The 14,879-nt window shown below is 69.7% G+C and carries 15 protein-coding genes; 4 read left to right on the top strand and 11 right to left on the bottom strand.

The features are described from left to right. Nucleotides 1-333 precede the first annotated feature (333 nt). The 3 genes from tyrS to BJY22_RS16520 form a co-directional block, all read right to left on the bottom strand. Entirely contained in the window at nt 334-1,626 is a 1,293-nt protein-coding gene (tyrS, locus tag BJY22_RS16530; RefSeq protein WP_167207761.1) for a tyrosine--tRNA ligase, read from the bottom strand. 60 nt (nt 1,627-1,686) lie between these two features. After that, nucleotides 1,687-2,724: an App1 family protein gene (locus BJY22_RS16525; RefSeq protein WP_167207759.1), complete on the bottom strand. Its 1,038-nt coding sequence runs from the start codon at nt 2,722-2,724 to the stop codon at nt 1,687-1,689. Between the two features lie 92 nt (nt 2,725-2,816). After that, on the bottom strand, nt 2,817-3,635 hold the full coding sequence (locus tag BJY22_RS16520) for an LLM class flavin-dependent oxidoreductase (RefSeq protein ID WP_167207757.1): 819 nt from the start codon (nt 3,633-3,635) through the stop codon (nt 2,817-2,819). A 140-nt stretch (nt 3,636-3,775) separates the two neighbouring features. On the opposite strand from BJY22_RS16520, the gene BJY22_RS16515 reads away from it, so the two are divergent. Continuing rightward, nucleotides 3,776-4,723, top strand: a complete 948-nt coding sequence (locus BJY22_RS16515; protein ID WP_238350380.1) for an LLM class flavin-dependent oxidoreductase — start codon at nt 3,776-3,778, stop codon at nt 4,721-4,723. On the opposite strand, the gene BJY22_RS16510 is transcribed toward BJY22_RS16515, so the two are convergent. The 8 genes from BJY22_RS16510 to argC all read right to left on the bottom strand — a co-directional run bounded on the left by BJY22_RS16510 (nt 4,720) and on the right by argC (nt 12,728). Then, nucleotides 4,720-5,457, bottom strand: coding sequence for a DNA-3-methyladenine glycosylase (locus BJY22_RS16510; RefSeq protein WP_167207755.1), 738 nt, complete (start codon nt 5,455-5,457; stop codon nt 4,720-4,722). The two genes, BJY22_RS16515 and BJY22_RS16510, sit on opposite strands and share 4 nt — an antisense overlap. Nucleotides 5,458-5,467: 10 nt before the next feature. Further along, complete coding sequence (argH, locus tag BJY22_RS16505; RefSeq protein ID WP_167207753.1) at nt 5,468-6,883, bottom strand: argininosuccinate lyase; 1,416 nt, start codon at nt 6,881-6,883, stop codon at nt 5,468-5,470. A gap of 10 nt (nt 6,884-6,893) precedes the next feature. Then, on the bottom strand, nt 6,894-7,406 hold the full coding sequence (locus BJY22_RS16500) for an arginine repressor (protein ID WP_167207751.1): 513 nt from the start codon (nt 7,404-7,406) through the stop codon (nt 6,894-6,896). After that, the gene (gene argF, locus BJY22_RS16495) at nt 7,403-8,335 is read right to left on the bottom strand and encodes an ornithine carbamoyltransferase (protein ID WP_167207749.1); all 933 of its coding nucleotides are present in this window, start codon (nt 8,333-8,335) and stop codon (nt 7,403-7,405) included. The genes BJY22_RS16500 and argF overlap by 4 nt, the downstream gene beginning before the upstream one ends. Beyond that, nucleotides 8,335-9,537 (bottom strand): acetylornithine transaminase, encoded by a 1,203-nt coding sequence (locus BJY22_RS16490; RefSeq protein ID WP_167207747.1) that lies wholly within the window; start codon nt 9,535-9,537, stop codon nt 8,335-8,337. The genes argF and BJY22_RS16490 overlap by 1 nt, the downstream gene beginning before the upstream one ends. Further along, nucleotides 9,534-10,409 carry an acetylglutamate kinase gene (argB, locus tag BJY22_RS16485; RefSeq protein ID WP_167207746.1) on the bottom strand — a complete coding sequence of 292 codons (876 nt, stop codon included), beginning with the start codon at nt 10,407-10,409 and terminating at the stop codon, nt 9,534-9,536. The genes BJY22_RS16490 and argB overlap by 4 nt, the downstream gene beginning before the upstream one ends. A 76-nt stretch (nt 10,410-10,485) precedes the next feature. Further along, nucleotides 10,486-11,700 (bottom strand): bifunctional glutamate N-acetyltransferase/amino-acid acetyltransferase ArgJ, encoded by a 1,215-nt coding sequence (argJ, locus tag BJY22_RS16480; protein ID WP_167207744.1) that lies wholly within the window; start codon nt 11,698-11,700, stop codon nt 10,486-10,488. Beyond that, a complete protein-coding gene (argC, locus tag BJY22_RS16475) occupies nt 11,697-12,728 on the bottom strand; it encodes an N-acetyl-gamma-glutamyl-phosphate reductase (RefSeq protein WP_167207742.1) in 1,032 nt (343 codons plus the stop codon). The genes argJ and argC overlap by 4 nt, the downstream gene beginning before the upstream one ends. A gap of 153 nt (nt 12,729-12,881) precedes the next feature. Here argC and BJY22_RS41055 point away from each other — a divergent pair, with 153 nt between their 5' ends. Genes BJY22_RS41055 through BJY22_RS16465 form a run of 3 tightly spaced genes read left to right on the top strand, consistent with a single transcriptional unit; the run spans nt 12,882 to nt 14,866 of the window. Further along, complete coding sequence (locus BJY22_RS41055) at nt 12,882-13,436, top strand: carboxymuconolactone decarboxylase family protein (RefSeq protein WP_202891139.1); 555 nt, start codon at nt 12,882-12,884, stop codon at nt 13,434-13,436. Further along, complete coding sequence (locus tag BJY22_RS41050; protein WP_337758742.1) at nt 13,433-14,314, top strand: RNA polymerase sigma-70 factor; 882 nt, start codon at nt 13,433-13,435, stop codon at nt 14,312-14,314. Before BJY22_RS41055 ends, BJY22_RS41050 begins: the two co-directional genes overlap by 4 nt. A 33-nt stretch (nt 14,315-14,347) precedes the next feature. After that, entirely contained in the window at nt 14,348-14,866 is a 519-nt protein-coding gene (locus BJY22_RS16465) for a GNAT family N-acetyltransferase (RefSeq protein WP_167207740.1), read from the top strand. The last annotated feature ends 13 nt before the right edge of the window (nt 14,867-14,879 follow it).

Here is a 14,879-nt window from a genome sequence, read left to right as displayed (position 1 = left end):
GCTCGGCTTCTCAGCCAGGCTCCCGGGGCAACCTGCGTTACTCTACCGGACCAGATCCACCGAGTCAAGACTCGATTTTTCTGACCACCCACCCGCGTCTGCGTGGCCGACCCGAGTCCGAGGACACGTTTCAGCTGCTCTAGCCTTGGGGGGTTCGGAGCGACCGGCCGCTTTCGCGTCCCGCGCCTCGCTCCAACAAGAAGAAGATTACGTGGCTCCCAGGTTGCCGGTCAAATCGAGCCCCGGTGGGCTGAATCACAAGGCTGTAATTTGCCTTTGGCAACCCGGATGTGGGAGTGGAGCCCACCCCCGCACGCGACCGTCGGACAACCGTCAGCCCTGGGCCGGCGAGGCCAGAACCCCTGCAAACGAACGCTTCCCACGCCGCAGCACCAAGACGCCACCCGGCAGCAGATCGTCCGCGGCCGGAACATACTCCGCGTCCTTCACCTTCTCGTTGTTCAGGTACGCCCCACCCTCGGCCACCGTCCGCCGCGCAGCGGACTTGCTCGCCACCAGGCCGGACTTCACCAGCAGGTCGCCGTACGTCGGCATCGCCTCGCCGGCGCCCAGCTCGACATGAGGCGCCTCGCGTAGCGCTGCGACCAGTGTGGAACCGTCCAACGATCCCAGCTCCCCCTGGCCGAACAACGCCTTCGACGCTTCCTGCACCCGCCGAGTCTCCTCGGCCCCGTGCACCAACGTCGTCACGTCCTCTGCCAGCACCCGCTGTGCTTCCCGTGCCTGTGGCCGGTCCGCTGTCGCCTGCTCGAGTGCGGCGATCTCCTCCGCCGTACGGAAGGTGTAGAACCGCACCAGCTGCATGACGTCCCGGTCGTCACTGTTGAACCAGAACTGGTAGAACGCGTACGGCGTCGTCAGCTCGCGGTCCAGCCACACAGTGCCGGACTCCGTCTTCCCGAACTTGGTCCCGTCGGCCTTCGTCACCAGCGGCGTCGCCAGCGCATGCGCCTTCCCCGAGTCAGCACGGCGGATGAGCTCCACACCTGCCGTCAGGTTCCCCCACTGGTCGCTGCCACCTGTCTGCAGCGTGCAGTTGTGCCGCCGGTACAGCTCGAGGTAGTCGAGCGACTGCAGCAGCACGTAACTGAACTCCGTGTAGCTGATCCCCTGCTCCAGCCGCGCCTTCACAACCTCGCGGCCGAGCATCCGGTTCACCGGGAAGTGCTTCCCGATGTCGCGCAGGAAGTCGAGCGTGTTGAGGTCCTTGGTCCAGTCGTAGTTGTTGACGATCCGGGCCGGGTTCGGCAGGGACTGGTCGAAGTCGATGAACTTCTCCACCTGCACGCGCACCCGCTCGACCCACTCGTGGACGACGTCCTTCGGGTTCAGCACCCGCTCCGACGTCTCCTTGGGGTCACCGATCAACCCGGTGGCACCACCAACGAGCCCGATGGGGTTGTGGCCGGCCAACTGGAGGCGGCGCAGCGTCAGCAGTTGCAGCAGGTTCCCCATGTGCAGGCTGGGCGCGGTGGGGTCGAAACCGACATAGGAGGTGATCGGTCCCGCCGCCATCGAGGCCCTGAGGGCGTCTGGATCGGTGGAGTGGGCGATCAGGCCACGGCTCTCCAGGTCGTCAAGCACCTGAGTGCGGCGTTCGGTCACTAGTTCTCTCCTCGAGTACGTCGGTCGGTACTAGTGTCCTGTACGGCGGCGTACTGCGACTCAGGTGGGTTCCGGACGCGTCAGCACGGACTTGAGCTGTGGGCGCAACGCATGTCCGTCCGGCCCCTGCACCGTGACGGCGGTCGGCCTGTGCGGGTCGTGGGCACCTGGGTCGGCGTTGGGCACCGGCAGACCGTGCGACAGCACCTGCTCGGCCGGAGTGAGCTGGCGGATCCCGATGGCCAGTACGTGATCCGGATGGGTCTGCGCGAAGTCGCCGTACAGCTGGGGGTCGTGCTGGCCGTCGTCACCGATCAGCACCCAGCGCACGTTGGGGAACTCGCGCGCCAGCCGGCGTAGCGCGGTCCGCTTGTGCTCCTGCCCACTCCGGAACCAGCCCGTGTTGGTCGGCCCCCAGTCCGTCATCAGCAACGGCCCCGGCGGATACCCGTGCCGCGCAAGGAACCTGCTCAGCGTCGGCGCCGTGTTCCAGGCGCCGGTCGACAGGTAGAACATCGGCGCACCGGGATGGTCCGCCAGCAGCTCCTCGTACAGCCCAGCCATTCCCGGTACGACGCGGCGCGCCTGCTCGTCGCGCACGAACGTGTTCCAGGCGGCGATCAGCGGACGCGGCAGCATCGTCAGGATCACCGTGTCGTCGATGTCGCTGACGAGCCCGAACGTCGCGTCCGGATCCGGGACGAAGATCCGCGCCCGCGCCTGGCGGTCGCCGTGCATGCCCAGGACGATCTCGTGCCACCCCGGCGGCAGCACCACCGGGACCGCGAGGTCGATGAACCCGCCGCGGTCGGTGACGGTCTCGAACGTCTGCCCGTTGACGATCACCGACACCGGCACCTTCGTCGCGGGCGCGGTCACGAATGCGCGCCACCCCCGCACCACCTGGTCCTCGTCGTACCGCGGCTGGTTGCGCGGATCGCGTCCGAGGACGACGCGCGCGATCACCCGGACGAATTCGGTGTTGCCGTACCCGACCTGCGGGATGATCCGCTCCCGCCAGCCGCGCCGCCGCAGCACGGCCGCCACACCGACGTTGAACCAGTCCTCGAGACGGGACGAGTAGTGCGGACGGGCCATACCAGAAACCTACCCGCCGCACGGTCCGCTAGTCGTCCTCCCCCGCGGTAGAGCATGTCGGCCGGGGACAGGCGGCCGAGGGAGTGCAGCGCCTACTGTCCGGCCAGCTTGGCGACGGCCGGCGCGAGTGTGTCGGCGAAGTCGGCGCCGATGACGAAATAGGAGAACCCGATCTCCTCGCGTCGTCGCTGGATTTCTTCGGCGGCCGCTCCGGGGTCGCTCGGCAGTACGACGAGCGAGTCCGCCGCGCGCAGCGCCGCGGTGTCGAGGTCGGGCGGCGCCATGAACGGGGCGACACCGTCACCCACAGCGGCGACGTGCTGGGCGAGTTCCATGTCCCGGCCGCCGGCAAAGTCGCGCACCCGGCGCGTGGTCTCGGCCCGGTCATCGTCGGCTGGGAGTACGAACGTGACCGCGTCAGCGACTTCGAGCGCCAGCGCCTGCGACTTCGGTCCGCTGACCGCCATGACGACCGGCGTGTGCAGCTCCGGGCCGTCGAACTCACGCAGGGCGGCCACGGTCTCGCGCATCCTGGTACGACGCTCGGCCGGGGAGACGGCAGGCAGGCCCAGCTCGACCTCGATCCCGGGCCGGCCGGCGCCGATGCCCATCTCGAAGCGACCTTCGGTGAGCACTGAAAGTGAGTGGGCCTCCCATGCGGTGCTCCATGGCTGGCGCAGCGCGGCGGCATAGACCCAGGAGCCGACCCGCAGGTCAGCGAGCGCGGCCGCGGTGGCCAGCATGGGGCCCAGCGCCGGCTGCCACGTAGGAACGTCGGGCACCAGCAGCGTCGAGTAGCCGCTGCCGGCGATGCGGCGCACGCGGTCCCGCCACGTCGGCAGGTCAGAAGTGAGCGGGGCAACGACTCCGAATCGGAATGGTCTGGTCACTCGCCCGGTCTGGTCGTTCATCGTGGCTCTCCTCGAGTCTCTGGGGATCTTGTTCGGTCCGCTTGCCCTGTCCACGAACCGGCTACCCGGAATCCGACAACGCCGCCCGAGAACGTCGGCACTTCGAGCGAACTGTCGGTGGCATCTCCTACCTTCTCCCCATGACCGATGTCGGAATGTGTTTCCCCCGGACCTACCCGGCCGCGCTCGTCAGGGACGTGGCGCGGCGCCTCGACGACGGCGGCGCGGACGAGCTGTGGATCATCGAGGACTGCTTCTACACGGCCGGCCCGTCACTCGTGTCGGCCGCGCTCACGTCGACGGAGCGGCTGACCGTCGGGCTCGGGATCGTGCCGGCGGTCGCTCGTACGGCGGCCGTGACGGCGATGGAGTTCGCGACGCTGGAGGCCCTCGGGCCGGGCCGGTTCCTGCCGGGCATCGGTCATGGGGTGCAGTCGTGGATGGGCCAGATGGGCGTCCGGCCGAAGTCGCCGCTGACAGCGCTCGAGGAGGTAACCACGAGTGTCACGCGGCTGCTGCGCGGCGAGGAGGTCAGCGTCGAGGGCAAGACCGTCTTCCTCGACAAGGTGAAGCTGGACGCGCCGCCGGCCGCAGTACCGCCGATCTTGCTCGGGGTGCAGGGCCCGAAGTCGATGGCTCTGGCAGGACGGGTCGCGGGCGGTGTCGTGCTCGCGGAGCCGGCGACGGCGGCGTACGTACGCCAGTCGGTGCAGTACGCCGGTTCGCCCGAGGGTTTCGTGGTGGCTGTCTTCGCGGCGATGTGCGTGCGCGAGGATCGCAGGGCGGCGTACGAGTGGACGGCGCCTTGGCTGGCCGAGCGGATCGCGGCGAAGGCGCCGCAGCTGACCGCGTTGCCGTTCTTCGAGGAGCTGAAGAAGTTGTACGACGACTCGGGCAACGCCGGCCTGGTCGGGATGCCGCGCGACTGGTGGACGCAGATCGGCGCGGTCGGCACGCTCGACGACGCGGCGGCGCACCTCGAGACCCTGGAGGTGGCCGGGGTGCACCACATCGGGCTGTTCCCGGATCCCGAGGTGGAGCACGGGCTCCCGCAGCTGGACTACGTGCTGGAGCTGGCCAACCGTTAGGAACGCTTCTTCGGGACGTGCGGGCGGTACGGGGAGACGGTCGGGTCGCCGGGGATCCAGAAGCGCCAGGCGCGGTCGGCGGCCTCACGCAGCCCGACGCGCGGGCCGGTAGACGGTACGCCGTCGAAGCCCGGACCGTCGACGAGCTGGATGGACGAGGTCTTGGCGAGGAGGTCGGCGCCGTTGCCCTCACGTCCGATGCCGAGGGCAACGCACAGCCGCGCCGGACCGCGCGCGAGGTCGCGGTCCGGGTTCGCGGCCGCCCGCTTGACCAACCGCCCCGCCCGAACGCCGGCCGCGCTCGCCCGGAGGCCCGGCGCGTCCGGCCGGAGGCCCGGCCCGTCCGGGCGGAAGTCGGGCGTTGCTTGGTTGATGACGGTCTTCTCCGGCGTGGGGCGGCGGCGGGCGCGGGCCAGTTCGACGCCTTCGACGATCTCGCCGGCTCGCAGGAGCACCGCGGACGGCGTACCGTCCGGACCGGCGACGACGTTCATGCAGAAGTGCATGCCGTAGGTGAAGTACACATACAGGAACCCGGGCGGGCCGAACATCACCGCGTTCCGGGCGGTCTGACCGCGGTACGCGTGCGAGCCGGGGTCGTTCGGGCCGTCGTACGCCTCGACCTCGGTCAGCCGGACCGCGACCGTCCCCTCGGCGGTCGTGCTGCGCAGGACCATGCCGAGCAGCTTCGGCGCCACTTCCAGCACAGGACCAGCAAGAAGTGAACGCCGCATGCGCAGCACCCTAAGCGAGACGGGTTCCGTGGTCGGCGATCCGGGTCCGCAGTTCGGCCAGCTGTTCCGTCACGCGGTCCTCGGCGGTGCCGCCGCGGGTGTTGCGGGAGGCCAGGGAACCCTCGACGGTCAGGACCGAGCGGACCTCGGGGGTCAGCTCGGGTGAGATCGCGGCCAGGTCGGCGTCGGTCAGGTCCCAGAGCTCGATGTTCCGCTTCTCGCACTCCTGGACGCAGGCGCCGGCCAGCTCGTGGGCGACCCGGAACGGGACCTTCTGGCGGACCAGCCACTCGGCGATGTCGGTCGCCAGCGAGAAGCCCTGCGGAGCGAGCTCCTCCAAGCGGGCGGAGTTGAAGCGCAACGTCCGGATCATCCCGGTGAACGCGGGCAGCAGGACCTCGAGCGTGTCGATGGAGTCGAAGACCGGCTCCTTGTCCTCCTGCAGGTCCCGGTTGTACGCGAGCGGCTGCGCCTTCAGCGTCGCCAGCAGGCCGCTCAGGTTCCCGATCAGCCGCCCCGCCTTGCCCCGGGCGAGCTCGGCGATGTCCGGGTTCTTCTTCTGCGGCATGATGCTCGACCCGGTCGAGAACGCGTCGTCCAGCTCGACGAACCCGAACTCCTTCGTCGCCCAGAGGATGACCTCCTCCGCCTGCCGGGACAGGTCGACGCCGATCTGCGCGGTGACGAACGCGAACTCCGCCACGAAGTCCCGCGCCGACGTACCGTCGATCGAGTTCGCCGACGAATTCGTGAAGCCCAGCTCCTGCGCGACGAAGACCGGGTCCAGCCCCAGCGAACTACCGGCCAGCGCCCCCGAGCCGTACGGCGAGTCCGCGGCAACCCGGGCGTCCCAGTCGGCCAGCCGATCAAGGTCCCGGATCAGCGGCCACGCGTGCGCGAGCAGATGATGCGAAAGCAGCACCGGCTGCGCGTGCTGCAGATGCGTCCGCCCCGGCATCGCCACACCCAGGTGCCGCGAAGCCTGCTCGGCCAGCACCTGAACCTGCTCCAGCAACAGCCGCCCGATGATCCGGCCGTGCTCACGCAGATAGCCCTTGAACAGCGTCGCGACCTGGTCGTTCCGCGACCGTCCGGCGCGCAGCCGCCCGCCCAGCTCGGCGCCGAGCCGCACGAGCAGCCCGTGCTCCAGCGCGGTGTGGACGTCCTCGTCCTCCTCTGCGGGGAGGAACTTCCCGGACAGTACGTCGTCCAGCAACTCGTCGAGCCCCGCCAGCATCGCGGACAGGTCCTCGTCGGTCAGCAGCCCCGCCCGGTGCAGCACCTTGGCGTGGGCCTTCGACCCGGCGATGTCGTACGGCGCCAGCCGCCAGTCGAACTGCGTCGACTTGCTCAACGCCGCCAGCGCATCCGCCGGCCCGCCCGCGAACCGTCCGCCCCACAGGGCGGCGCTCTCTCCAGTACTCACGACACTTCCTCTACTTCGGTTCGGAACGGGCGGCGAGGGACAGGAAACGGGCGGCCAGGGCCTCTCCCCCGGTGGGGTTGCGGGAAACGACCATGACGGTGTCGTCGCCGGCGATGGTGCCGAGCACGTCGTCGAGCCCCACGTGATCGATCGCCGAGGCGAAGTACTGCGCCGCGCCCGGCGGAGTCCGCAGGATCACCAGGTTCGCGCTGCCCTCGGCCGACACGAGCAACTCCGACGCCACTCTGGCCAGCCGGGCCTCGAACGCGGCAGCCTCACCGGCACGCGGCGTACGGTCACCGCCTTCACCCGGTACGGCGTACACCAGCTGGCCGGACGAGTCGCGAACCTTCACTGCACCGATCTCCACCAGGTCCCGCGACAGCGTCGCCTGCCCGACCACCAGCCCGGAGGCCGCGAGCAGCTCGGCCAGCTCCGTCTGCGACCGCACAGGCTGCCGCCCGAGCAGATCGACGATTCGCTGCTGGCGGGCCGTCTTGGTAGTGGGAACCGCGATACTCACGACGAGAAACTCCTTGCGAGCAGCCACGACAGCAGCGCCTTCTGCGCATGCAGCCGGTTCTCCGCCTCGTCCCAGACGACCGACTGCGGTCCGTCGATCACGGCCGCCTCGATCTCCTTGCCACGATAGGCGGGCAGGCAGTGCAGGACGATCGCGTCCGGCTTCGCCTTGCCGAGCAGCTCCTCGGTCACGGCGTACGGCACGAACGGCGCCTCGCGGTCCGCCGCCTCGGACTCCTGCCCCATCGACACCCAGGTGTCGGTGGCCACGACGTCGGCACCGTCGGCCGCCGCGATCGGGTCCCCGCTCCAGGCGACCGATCCGCCGGTCTGCTCGGCGATCGCCGCCGCCTGGACGACGACGTCCGGGTCGGGCTGGTACTCCTCCGGCGACCCGATGATCACGTGCATGCCGGCCGTCGCGCCGCCGAGCAGGTACGAGTGCGCCATGTTGTTCGCGCCGTCGCCGAGATACACCAGCTTCAGCCCGGCGGTCGAGCCCTTGTGCTGCCGCACGGTCTGCAGGTCCGCGAGGATCTGACACGGGTGGAACTCGTCGGTCAGCGCGTTGATCACCGGCACGCTCGAGGCGGCGGCCATCTCCTCGATGCGGCTCTGGCCGAAGGTCCGCCACACGATCGCCGCGACCTGCCGGTCCAGCACCCGCGCGGTGTCCGCGATCGGCTCGCCACGGCCCAGCTGCGAGGTCTGCGCGTCGATCACCAGCGGTACGCCGCCCAGCTCGGAGATCCCGACCGCGAACGAGATCCGGGTCCGCGTCGACGTCTTGTCGAAGATCACCGCGACCGTCTTCGGCCCCTCGAGCGGCTTGTGCCCGTGCCGATCCGTCGCCAGCTGCGCGGCCAGCGTCAGTACTTCGTCCTGCTCGACCGGGGACAGGTCGTCGTCCCGCAAGAAGTGCCGCACCATCACACAGCCTCCACCTTGTCGAGCAGCCCCGGAAGGGCTGCGACGAAACTGTCCGCATCAGCCTTGCTGAGGATGTACGGCGGCGCCAGCCGCAACGCGTCCGGAATCGGATTGTTCACCACGAACCCGGCCTCCAGCGCCAACGCCGCCACCTGCTCGGACACCGGCTTGGTCAGCTGGATAGCGAGCAGCAGACCACGACCGCGGACACCGGAGATGAGCGGATGGTCGAGCGCGATCACCGACGAGGCGAGGTGGTTGCCGACGGCATTCACCTGCTCGAGCAGGCCGTCCCGCTCGATCACGGTCAGCACCGCAAGGCCGGCGATCGCCGCGACCGGATTGCCGCCGAACGTCGTACCGTGGTTTCCCGGCTGCAGCAGGTCGGCGGCCGCGCCGAGCCCGATGCACGCACCGATCGGGATGCCGGCGCCGAGGCCCTTCGCCACCGTCACCAGGTCCGGCGTGATGCCCTCGGGCTGGTAGGCGAACCAGGTCCCGGTCCGCCCGATCCCGGTCTGGATCTCGTCGATCCACAACAGTGCGCCGTGCTCGGACGTGATCCGCCGCGCCGCCTGGAGGTAGCCGGCCGGCGGTAGGACGACGCCGTTCTCGCCCTGGATCGGCTCGAGCACCACGGCCGCGGTCCGGTCGTCGACCGCGGCGGCCAGCGCTTCCGCGTCGCCGTACGGCACGAATTCCACGTCACCGGGCAGCGGCGCGAAGGCCTCCCGGTACGCCGGCTTCCAGGTCACCGCGAGCGCGCCCATCGACCGCCCGTGGAAGGCGCCGACGGTGGAGACGATCTTGGTGCGGCCGGTGCGCCGGGTGATCTTGAAGGCGGCTTCGTTCGCCTCGGTGCCGGAGTTGGTGAAGAACACCTTGCCGGGGGCATCGAAGAGAGCGAGCAGCTTCTCGGCGAGCGCGATCTGCGGCGCGGAGGCGAAGAAGTTCGAGACGTGGCCGAGCGTGGCGAGCTGCGAGGTCACCGCGGACACCACGAACGGGTGCGCGTGCCCGAGGCAGTTCACCGCGAGCCCGCCGAGCAGGTCGAGGTACTTGTTGCCGTCGGCATCCCACAGGTACGCGCCCTCGCCGCGGACCAGCACCCGCTTCGGCGCGCCGAAGGTGTTCATCAGCGCGCCGGAGTACCGCTCGGTCAGCGCCGCCTGTGTGCCGTCGACGGTCAGCAGTTCGGTCATGAAGGAATCACCTGGGTTCCAACTCCGGCGTCGGTGAAGATCTCGAGGAGGAGCGAGTGCGGTACGCGGCCGTCGATCACGGTCGCCCGGGACACACCCGACTCGACCGCGCGCAGGCAGGCTTCCATCTTCGGCACCATGCCGGATGCCAGCGACGGCAGCAACTCGGCCAGCTCGGTGGTGTCGATCTGGGTGATGATCTCGTCGCTGTCCGGCCAGTTCCGGTAGAGCCCGGCGACATCGGTGAGGACGACGAGCTTCGCCGCACCGAGCGCGGACGCCAGCGCGGCGGCCGCGGTGTCGGCGTTGACGTTGTGCGCCAGGCCGTCCTCGTCCGGCGCGATCGTGGACACCACCGGGATCCGGCCGGCGTCGATCAGGTCGATCACCGCCTCCGGCCGGACCTCGACCACGTCGCCGACGAGCCCGATGTCGACCTGCTCGCCGTCCACCAGCGCCGTACGGCGCTCCGCGGTGAACAGGCCCGCGTCCTCACCGGACATCCCGACCGCGAACGGGCCGTGCGCGTTGAGCAGCCCGACCAACTCGCGGCCGACCTTGCCGACCAGCACCATGCCGACGACGTCCATCGCCTCGGGCGTGGTGACCCGCAGTCCGCCCCGGAACTCGCTGTCGATCCCGAGCCGACCGAGCATGTCGCTGATCTGCGGTCCCCCGCCGTGCACGACGACGACCCGCACCCCGGCGTACCGGAGGAACACGATGTCCTCGGCGAACGCCCGCTTGAGCTTCTCGTCGACCATCGCGTTCCCGCCGTACTTCACCACGACGGTCTTGCCGTGGAACTCCTTCAACCACGGCAGCGCTTCAGTCAGTACGGCCGCCTTCTCGACCGCTTCCGGGTAGCTCATCCACGTCCTCGCTTCGCTCCGGGCGCGGATGAGGCACGAAACGCCCTGTGCTTGATGATGAGCTCACTCCGTTCGCTCATGACGAGTACGCCGAGTTCTCTTCGACGTACGCGTGCGACAGGTCCGTGGTGAGGACGGTCGCCGACGCCGGGCCGGCGTGCAGGTCGATGACCACGTCGATCTCGAGACCGCTCAGGTCCGCCTCGGAGCGGTCGACGCCCTTGCCGCCGGCGACACAGATGGCAGCGCCGTTCAGCCTGATGTCGAGCAGCGACGGGTCGAAGGCGGTGGGCGCGTTCCCGACCGCCATCGCGATCCGTCCCCAGTTCGGATCGGAGGCGAAGAACGCCGTCTTGCACAGATTGTCCTCGGCAACGATCTTGGCGGCGGCCAGCGCCTCCGCCTCGGTCGCGGCACCCTGGACCGTGATGCTCACGTGCTTCGTGACGCCCTCCGCGTCCGCCTGCAACTGCTTCACCAGGTCAGCAGCCAGGGCGGTCAAAGCGGCCTCGAACGCCTCGGGCGTCACGGTCACCCCGGAGGCGCCAGAGCTCAGCAGCAGCACGGTGTCGTTGGTCGACGTACCGCCGTCGACGTCGAGCCGGTTGAAGGTCTTGCCGACCGCGTTGCGCAGCGCGTGGTCGAGGTGCGGCTGGTCGAGGACGGCGTCGGTGGTGATCACGCTCAGCATCGTCGCCATGTTCGGCGCGCACATCCCGGCGCCCTTCGCGAAGCCGCCGATGCTCCACCCGTCGGGGTGCCGAAGCGCGGCCTGCTTCGGCACGTTGTCGGTCGTCATCACCGCGGTCGCCGCCGCCAGACCGGCCGCGGCGTCGTCACCGAGCGCCGCGACGGCCGCGTCGACACCTGGAATCAGCTTGTCCATCGGGAGGCGTTCGCCGATCAGGCCCGTCGAGCAGACGCCGATCTCCGCGGCGCCGACGCCGAGCACCTCGGCCAGCTTCTCGGCGGTCTTGTGCGTGTCCTGGAAGCCTTCGGGTCCGGTGCACGCGTTGGCGCCGCCGGAGTTCAGGACGACGGCCTTGAGCTTGCCGGCGGTCAGGACCTGCTGCGACCAGAGCACCGGCGCGGCCTTCACCTTGTTCGTGGTGAAGACGCCGGCGGCGACGTCGTGCGGGCCGTCGTTGACCACGACGGTGAGGTCCGGCGTACCGGCGGGCTTGATCCCGGCGATCACCCCGGCCGCTCGGAAGCCGGCCGGCGCGGTGACACCGGCGCTCCGATCGACTCCAGAATCCAGCGCAGCGTCCGGGGTGATATCGACGGTCACGGAGCTACTCCTACTAGAGGAAGGGCCAGGGTCTCGTCGAGACCGGTGGCCAGGTTCATGCACTGCACGGCGGCGCCGGCGGTGCCCTTGGTGAGGTTGTCCATCGCGGCCACAATGACGACACGGCCGGTGCGCTGGTCGAGGGCGACCTGCAGTTGCACGGTGTTCGCCCCGAGGGTGGCCTGGGTCTGCGGCCACTGTCCCTCGGGCAGCAGGTGGATGAAGGGCTCGTCGGCGTACGCGTCCTCGTAGGCCTTCCGGAGCGCCGCGTAGTCGGTGCCCTCGGCAATCGGCGCGCTGCAGGTCGCCAGGATGCCGCGGGCCATCGGCGCGAGCACCGGCGTGAACGAGACGCTCACAGGTTGGTCGGCGTACGGCGTGAGGTTCTGCTCGATCTCCGGCGTGTGCCGGTGCACCCCGCCGACGCCGTACGCCGACGCGGAACCCATCACCTCCGCACCGAGCAGGTGTGCCTTCGGCGCCTTGCCCGCGCCCGACGTACCGCTGACCGCGACCACCACGAGCTGCGTGGAGTCGACGAGCCCGTTCTGTACGGCGGGCAGCAGGGCCAGTGTGGAGACGGTCGGGTAACACCCCGGTACGGCGACCCGGTTCGACCCGCGGAGCTTGTCCCGTTGCCCGGGGAGCTCCGGGAGCCCGTACGGCCAGGATCCGGCGTGCTCGCCGCCGTAGAACTCGACCCACGCCTCGGCCTCGGTCAGCCGGAAGTCCGCGCCGCAGTCGATCACGGTGACGTCATCGCCGAGCTGCTCGGCGATTCCGGCGGACTGTCCGTGCGGCAGGGCCAGGAACACCACGTCGTGACCGGCGAGATTCTCCGCCGTGGTCTCGACCAGGATGCGCCCGGCCAGCGGCACGAGGTGCGGGTGGTGCGCGCCGAGCGCCGTACCGGCGTTCCCGCCGGCGGTCAGGGCGCCGATCTCCACCTCGGGGTGGCCGCTCAGCAACCGGAGCAGCTCGCCTCCCGCATACCCACTGGCCCCGGCTACCGCCACCGTCACACTCATGTGAATGAGTATGCCACGTGCCGCATGAATATCCAACCACGTCTCGTCCATCAACTACCCACTCCGCCGGGATGCACCCTGTGACGCAGGTCATGTCACAGCCCGGACCTCGGGGCGTGTCCAAGGGCCGACGACGAATTTCGGAGGTTAGCGATGGCGCGGATCGGGCTGGAGCACCGGCGGTCCTTGACGGTGCGGCTGGTGGAGTGGGGCACCCGGCGGAGGTACCGGAAGGTGCTGGACCCGGTGAAGCTGGCGTTGCACAACCGGCGGGTCCTGGTGTCGGCGACGCTGATGGAGACCACGGCGGCACGCTGGAACACGCTGGACCCGGGACTGAAGGCGCTGAGTGTGATGGTGGCGTCGGCGCGGATCGGCTGCAGCTGGTGCATGGACTTCGGCTACTGGGAATCCCATCACCAGGGTGTCGATCCCGCGAAGCTGCGCGATGTGCCAAGGTGGCGGGACAGCGACGCCTACACGGATCTGGAGCGCGCGGTGATGGACTACACCGAGGCGATGACCGCCACCCCGCCGGAGGTCACCGACGAGCAGGTCGAGCGGCTGCGCCAGGACCTCAGCGACGAGCAACTGGTCGAACTGACCGCGGTCGTGGCGCTGGAGAACTACCGGTCCCGGTTCAACTCCGCTCTCGGTCTCACCAGCCAGGGGTTCAAGGAGTACTGCGAACTGAGGCCGGTGCAGTGACCGAGGAGCAGCTCGCCCGCGAGTTCGCCGAACACCGCCAGGTGCTGGTCGGCGCGGCGTACCGGGTCGTCGGCAGCGTGAGCGACGCGGAGGACGTGGTCCAGGAGGCGTGGCTGCGCTGGTCCGCGATCGACCACGACGACATCCGCGACCCGCGGGCGTACCTGATCCGCATCACGACCCGGCTGGCGCTCAACCGGTTGCGCGAGCAGAAGGCCCGCCGAGAGCAGTACGTCGGCCCGTGGCTGCCGGAGCCGCTGGCGACCGACGACGACCCGGCGGCCGCGGTCGAACTGGCGGACTCGGTCAGTATGGCCATGCTCGTCGTCCTCGAGACGTTGTCACCGCTCGAGCGCGCCACATTCGTCCTGCGGGAGGTGTTCGACCTGCCGTACGACGAGATCGCCGACACACTCGGCCGCTCGGAGGCCGCCGTACGGCAGCTTGCCCATCGCGCCCGGGGACACGTGCACGCGCGGCAGCCGCGGCACCCCGTCGACAAGGCGCGGCACGACGAGCTGACGATGCGGTTCATGCAGGCGGCCGGCTCGGGTGACTTCGACCAGGTGGTGGCGCTGCTCGCGCCGGAGGCCGTCCTGATCAGCGACGGCGGCGGGAAGAAGAGGGCCGCGCTGCGCCCGATCCAGGGTGCGGAGAAGATCGCGCGCTGGATGTTCGCCGTACTCGCGGACTACCCGGAGTTCGAGATCCGGATGGCGACACTGAACGACGAACTCGCCTATATCGCGTACGTCGACGACGAGCCGGACACCGTCACGTTCATGAAGAGCGCCGACGGCCGGATCACCGAGCTGTACCTGATCCGGAACCCCGACAAGCTGGGCACCGTGCCTCCGCTGCACCCTCTGGAGCCGTAGACTATCTGCAACTCAGTCGCAGATGGAGGTGCGGTGAAGTACCTGGTGGCGGACCCGGACGAGGCACTCGATCCGGGGTTGCGGGCGGACCTGCTGGACACGTGGGTCGCGGCCACGAACGCGGGCGGCGCGGTCGGGCACACCGCGCCGGCGCCGGTGGACCAGATCGCCGAGAACCTCGACGGCGCGCTCGGCCGGGTCGCGGCCGGCCTGGACCTGCTCGGCGTGTTGCACGACGGCGAGCGGTACGTCGGGATGGGCATGCTGGTCGCCCGCGGAGGCGTTCTGCAGCCGCACTGGCGCACGGTGCTGCGGGTGATGGTGCATCCGGAGCACCAGGGCAACGGCGGCGGCCGGATGCTGATGGAGGGTCTGCGCGGCTCCGCGGTCGATCTCGGCCTCGAGCAACTCCAGCTCACCATTCGCGGCGGCCTCGGCCTGGAGAACTTCTACGGCCCCCTCGGCTACCGCATCGTCGGCACCCATCCCCGCGCGATCCGGGTCGCCCCGGACGACTACCGCGACGAGATCACACTGGTCATGGACCTGTAGGCCATCACAATCG

Origin of the sequence: Kribbella shirazensis, from assembly GCF_011761605.1 — a bacterium.
Classification (GTDB): domain Bacteria; phylum Actinomycetota; class Actinomycetes; order Propionibacteriales; family Kribbellaceae; genus Kribbella; species Kribbella shirazensis.
Note: the sequence above shows the minus strand (reverse complement) of the source record. Positions and strands in the feature narration are given on the sequence as shown.

Excerpts from the sequence above, each read along its gene's own strand:
- BJY22_RS16525 (WP_167207759.1), bottom strand. The coding sequence starts at position 2,724 with ATGGCCCGTCCGCACTACTCGTCCCGTCTCGAGGACTGGTTCAACGTC.
- BJY22_RS16520 (WP_167207757.1), bottom strand. The coding sequence starts at position 3,635 with ATGAACGACCAGACCGGGCGAGTGACCAGACCATTCCGATTCGGAGTC.
- BJY22_RS16515 (WP_238350380.1), top strand. The coding sequence starts at position 3,776 with ATGACCGATGTCGGAATGTGTTTCCCCCGGACCTACCCGGCCGCGCTC.
- BJY22_RS16510 (WP_167207755.1), bottom strand. The coding sequence starts at position 5,457 with ATGCGGCGTTCACTTCTTGCTGGTCCTGTGCTGGAAGTGGCGCCGAAG.
- argF (WP_167207749.1), bottom strand. The coding sequence starts at position 8,335 with ATGGTGCGGCACTTCTTGCGGGACGACGACCTGTCCCCGGTCGAGCAG.
- BJY22_RS16490 (WP_167207747.1), bottom strand. The coding sequence starts at position 9,537 with ATGACCGAACTGCTGACCGTCGACGGCACACAGGCGGCGCTGACCGAG.
- argB (WP_167207746.1), bottom strand. The coding sequence starts at position 10,409 with ATGAGCTACCCGGAAGCGGTCGAGAAGGCGGCCGTACTGACTGAAGCG.
- argC (WP_167207742.1), bottom strand. The coding sequence starts at position 12,728 with ATGAGTGTGACGGTGGCGGTAGCCGGGGCCAGTGGGTATGCGGGAGGC.
- BJY22_RS41055 (WP_202891139.1), top strand. The coding sequence starts at position 12,882 with ATGGCGCGGATCGGGCTGGAGCACCGGCGGTCCTTGACGGTGCGGCTG.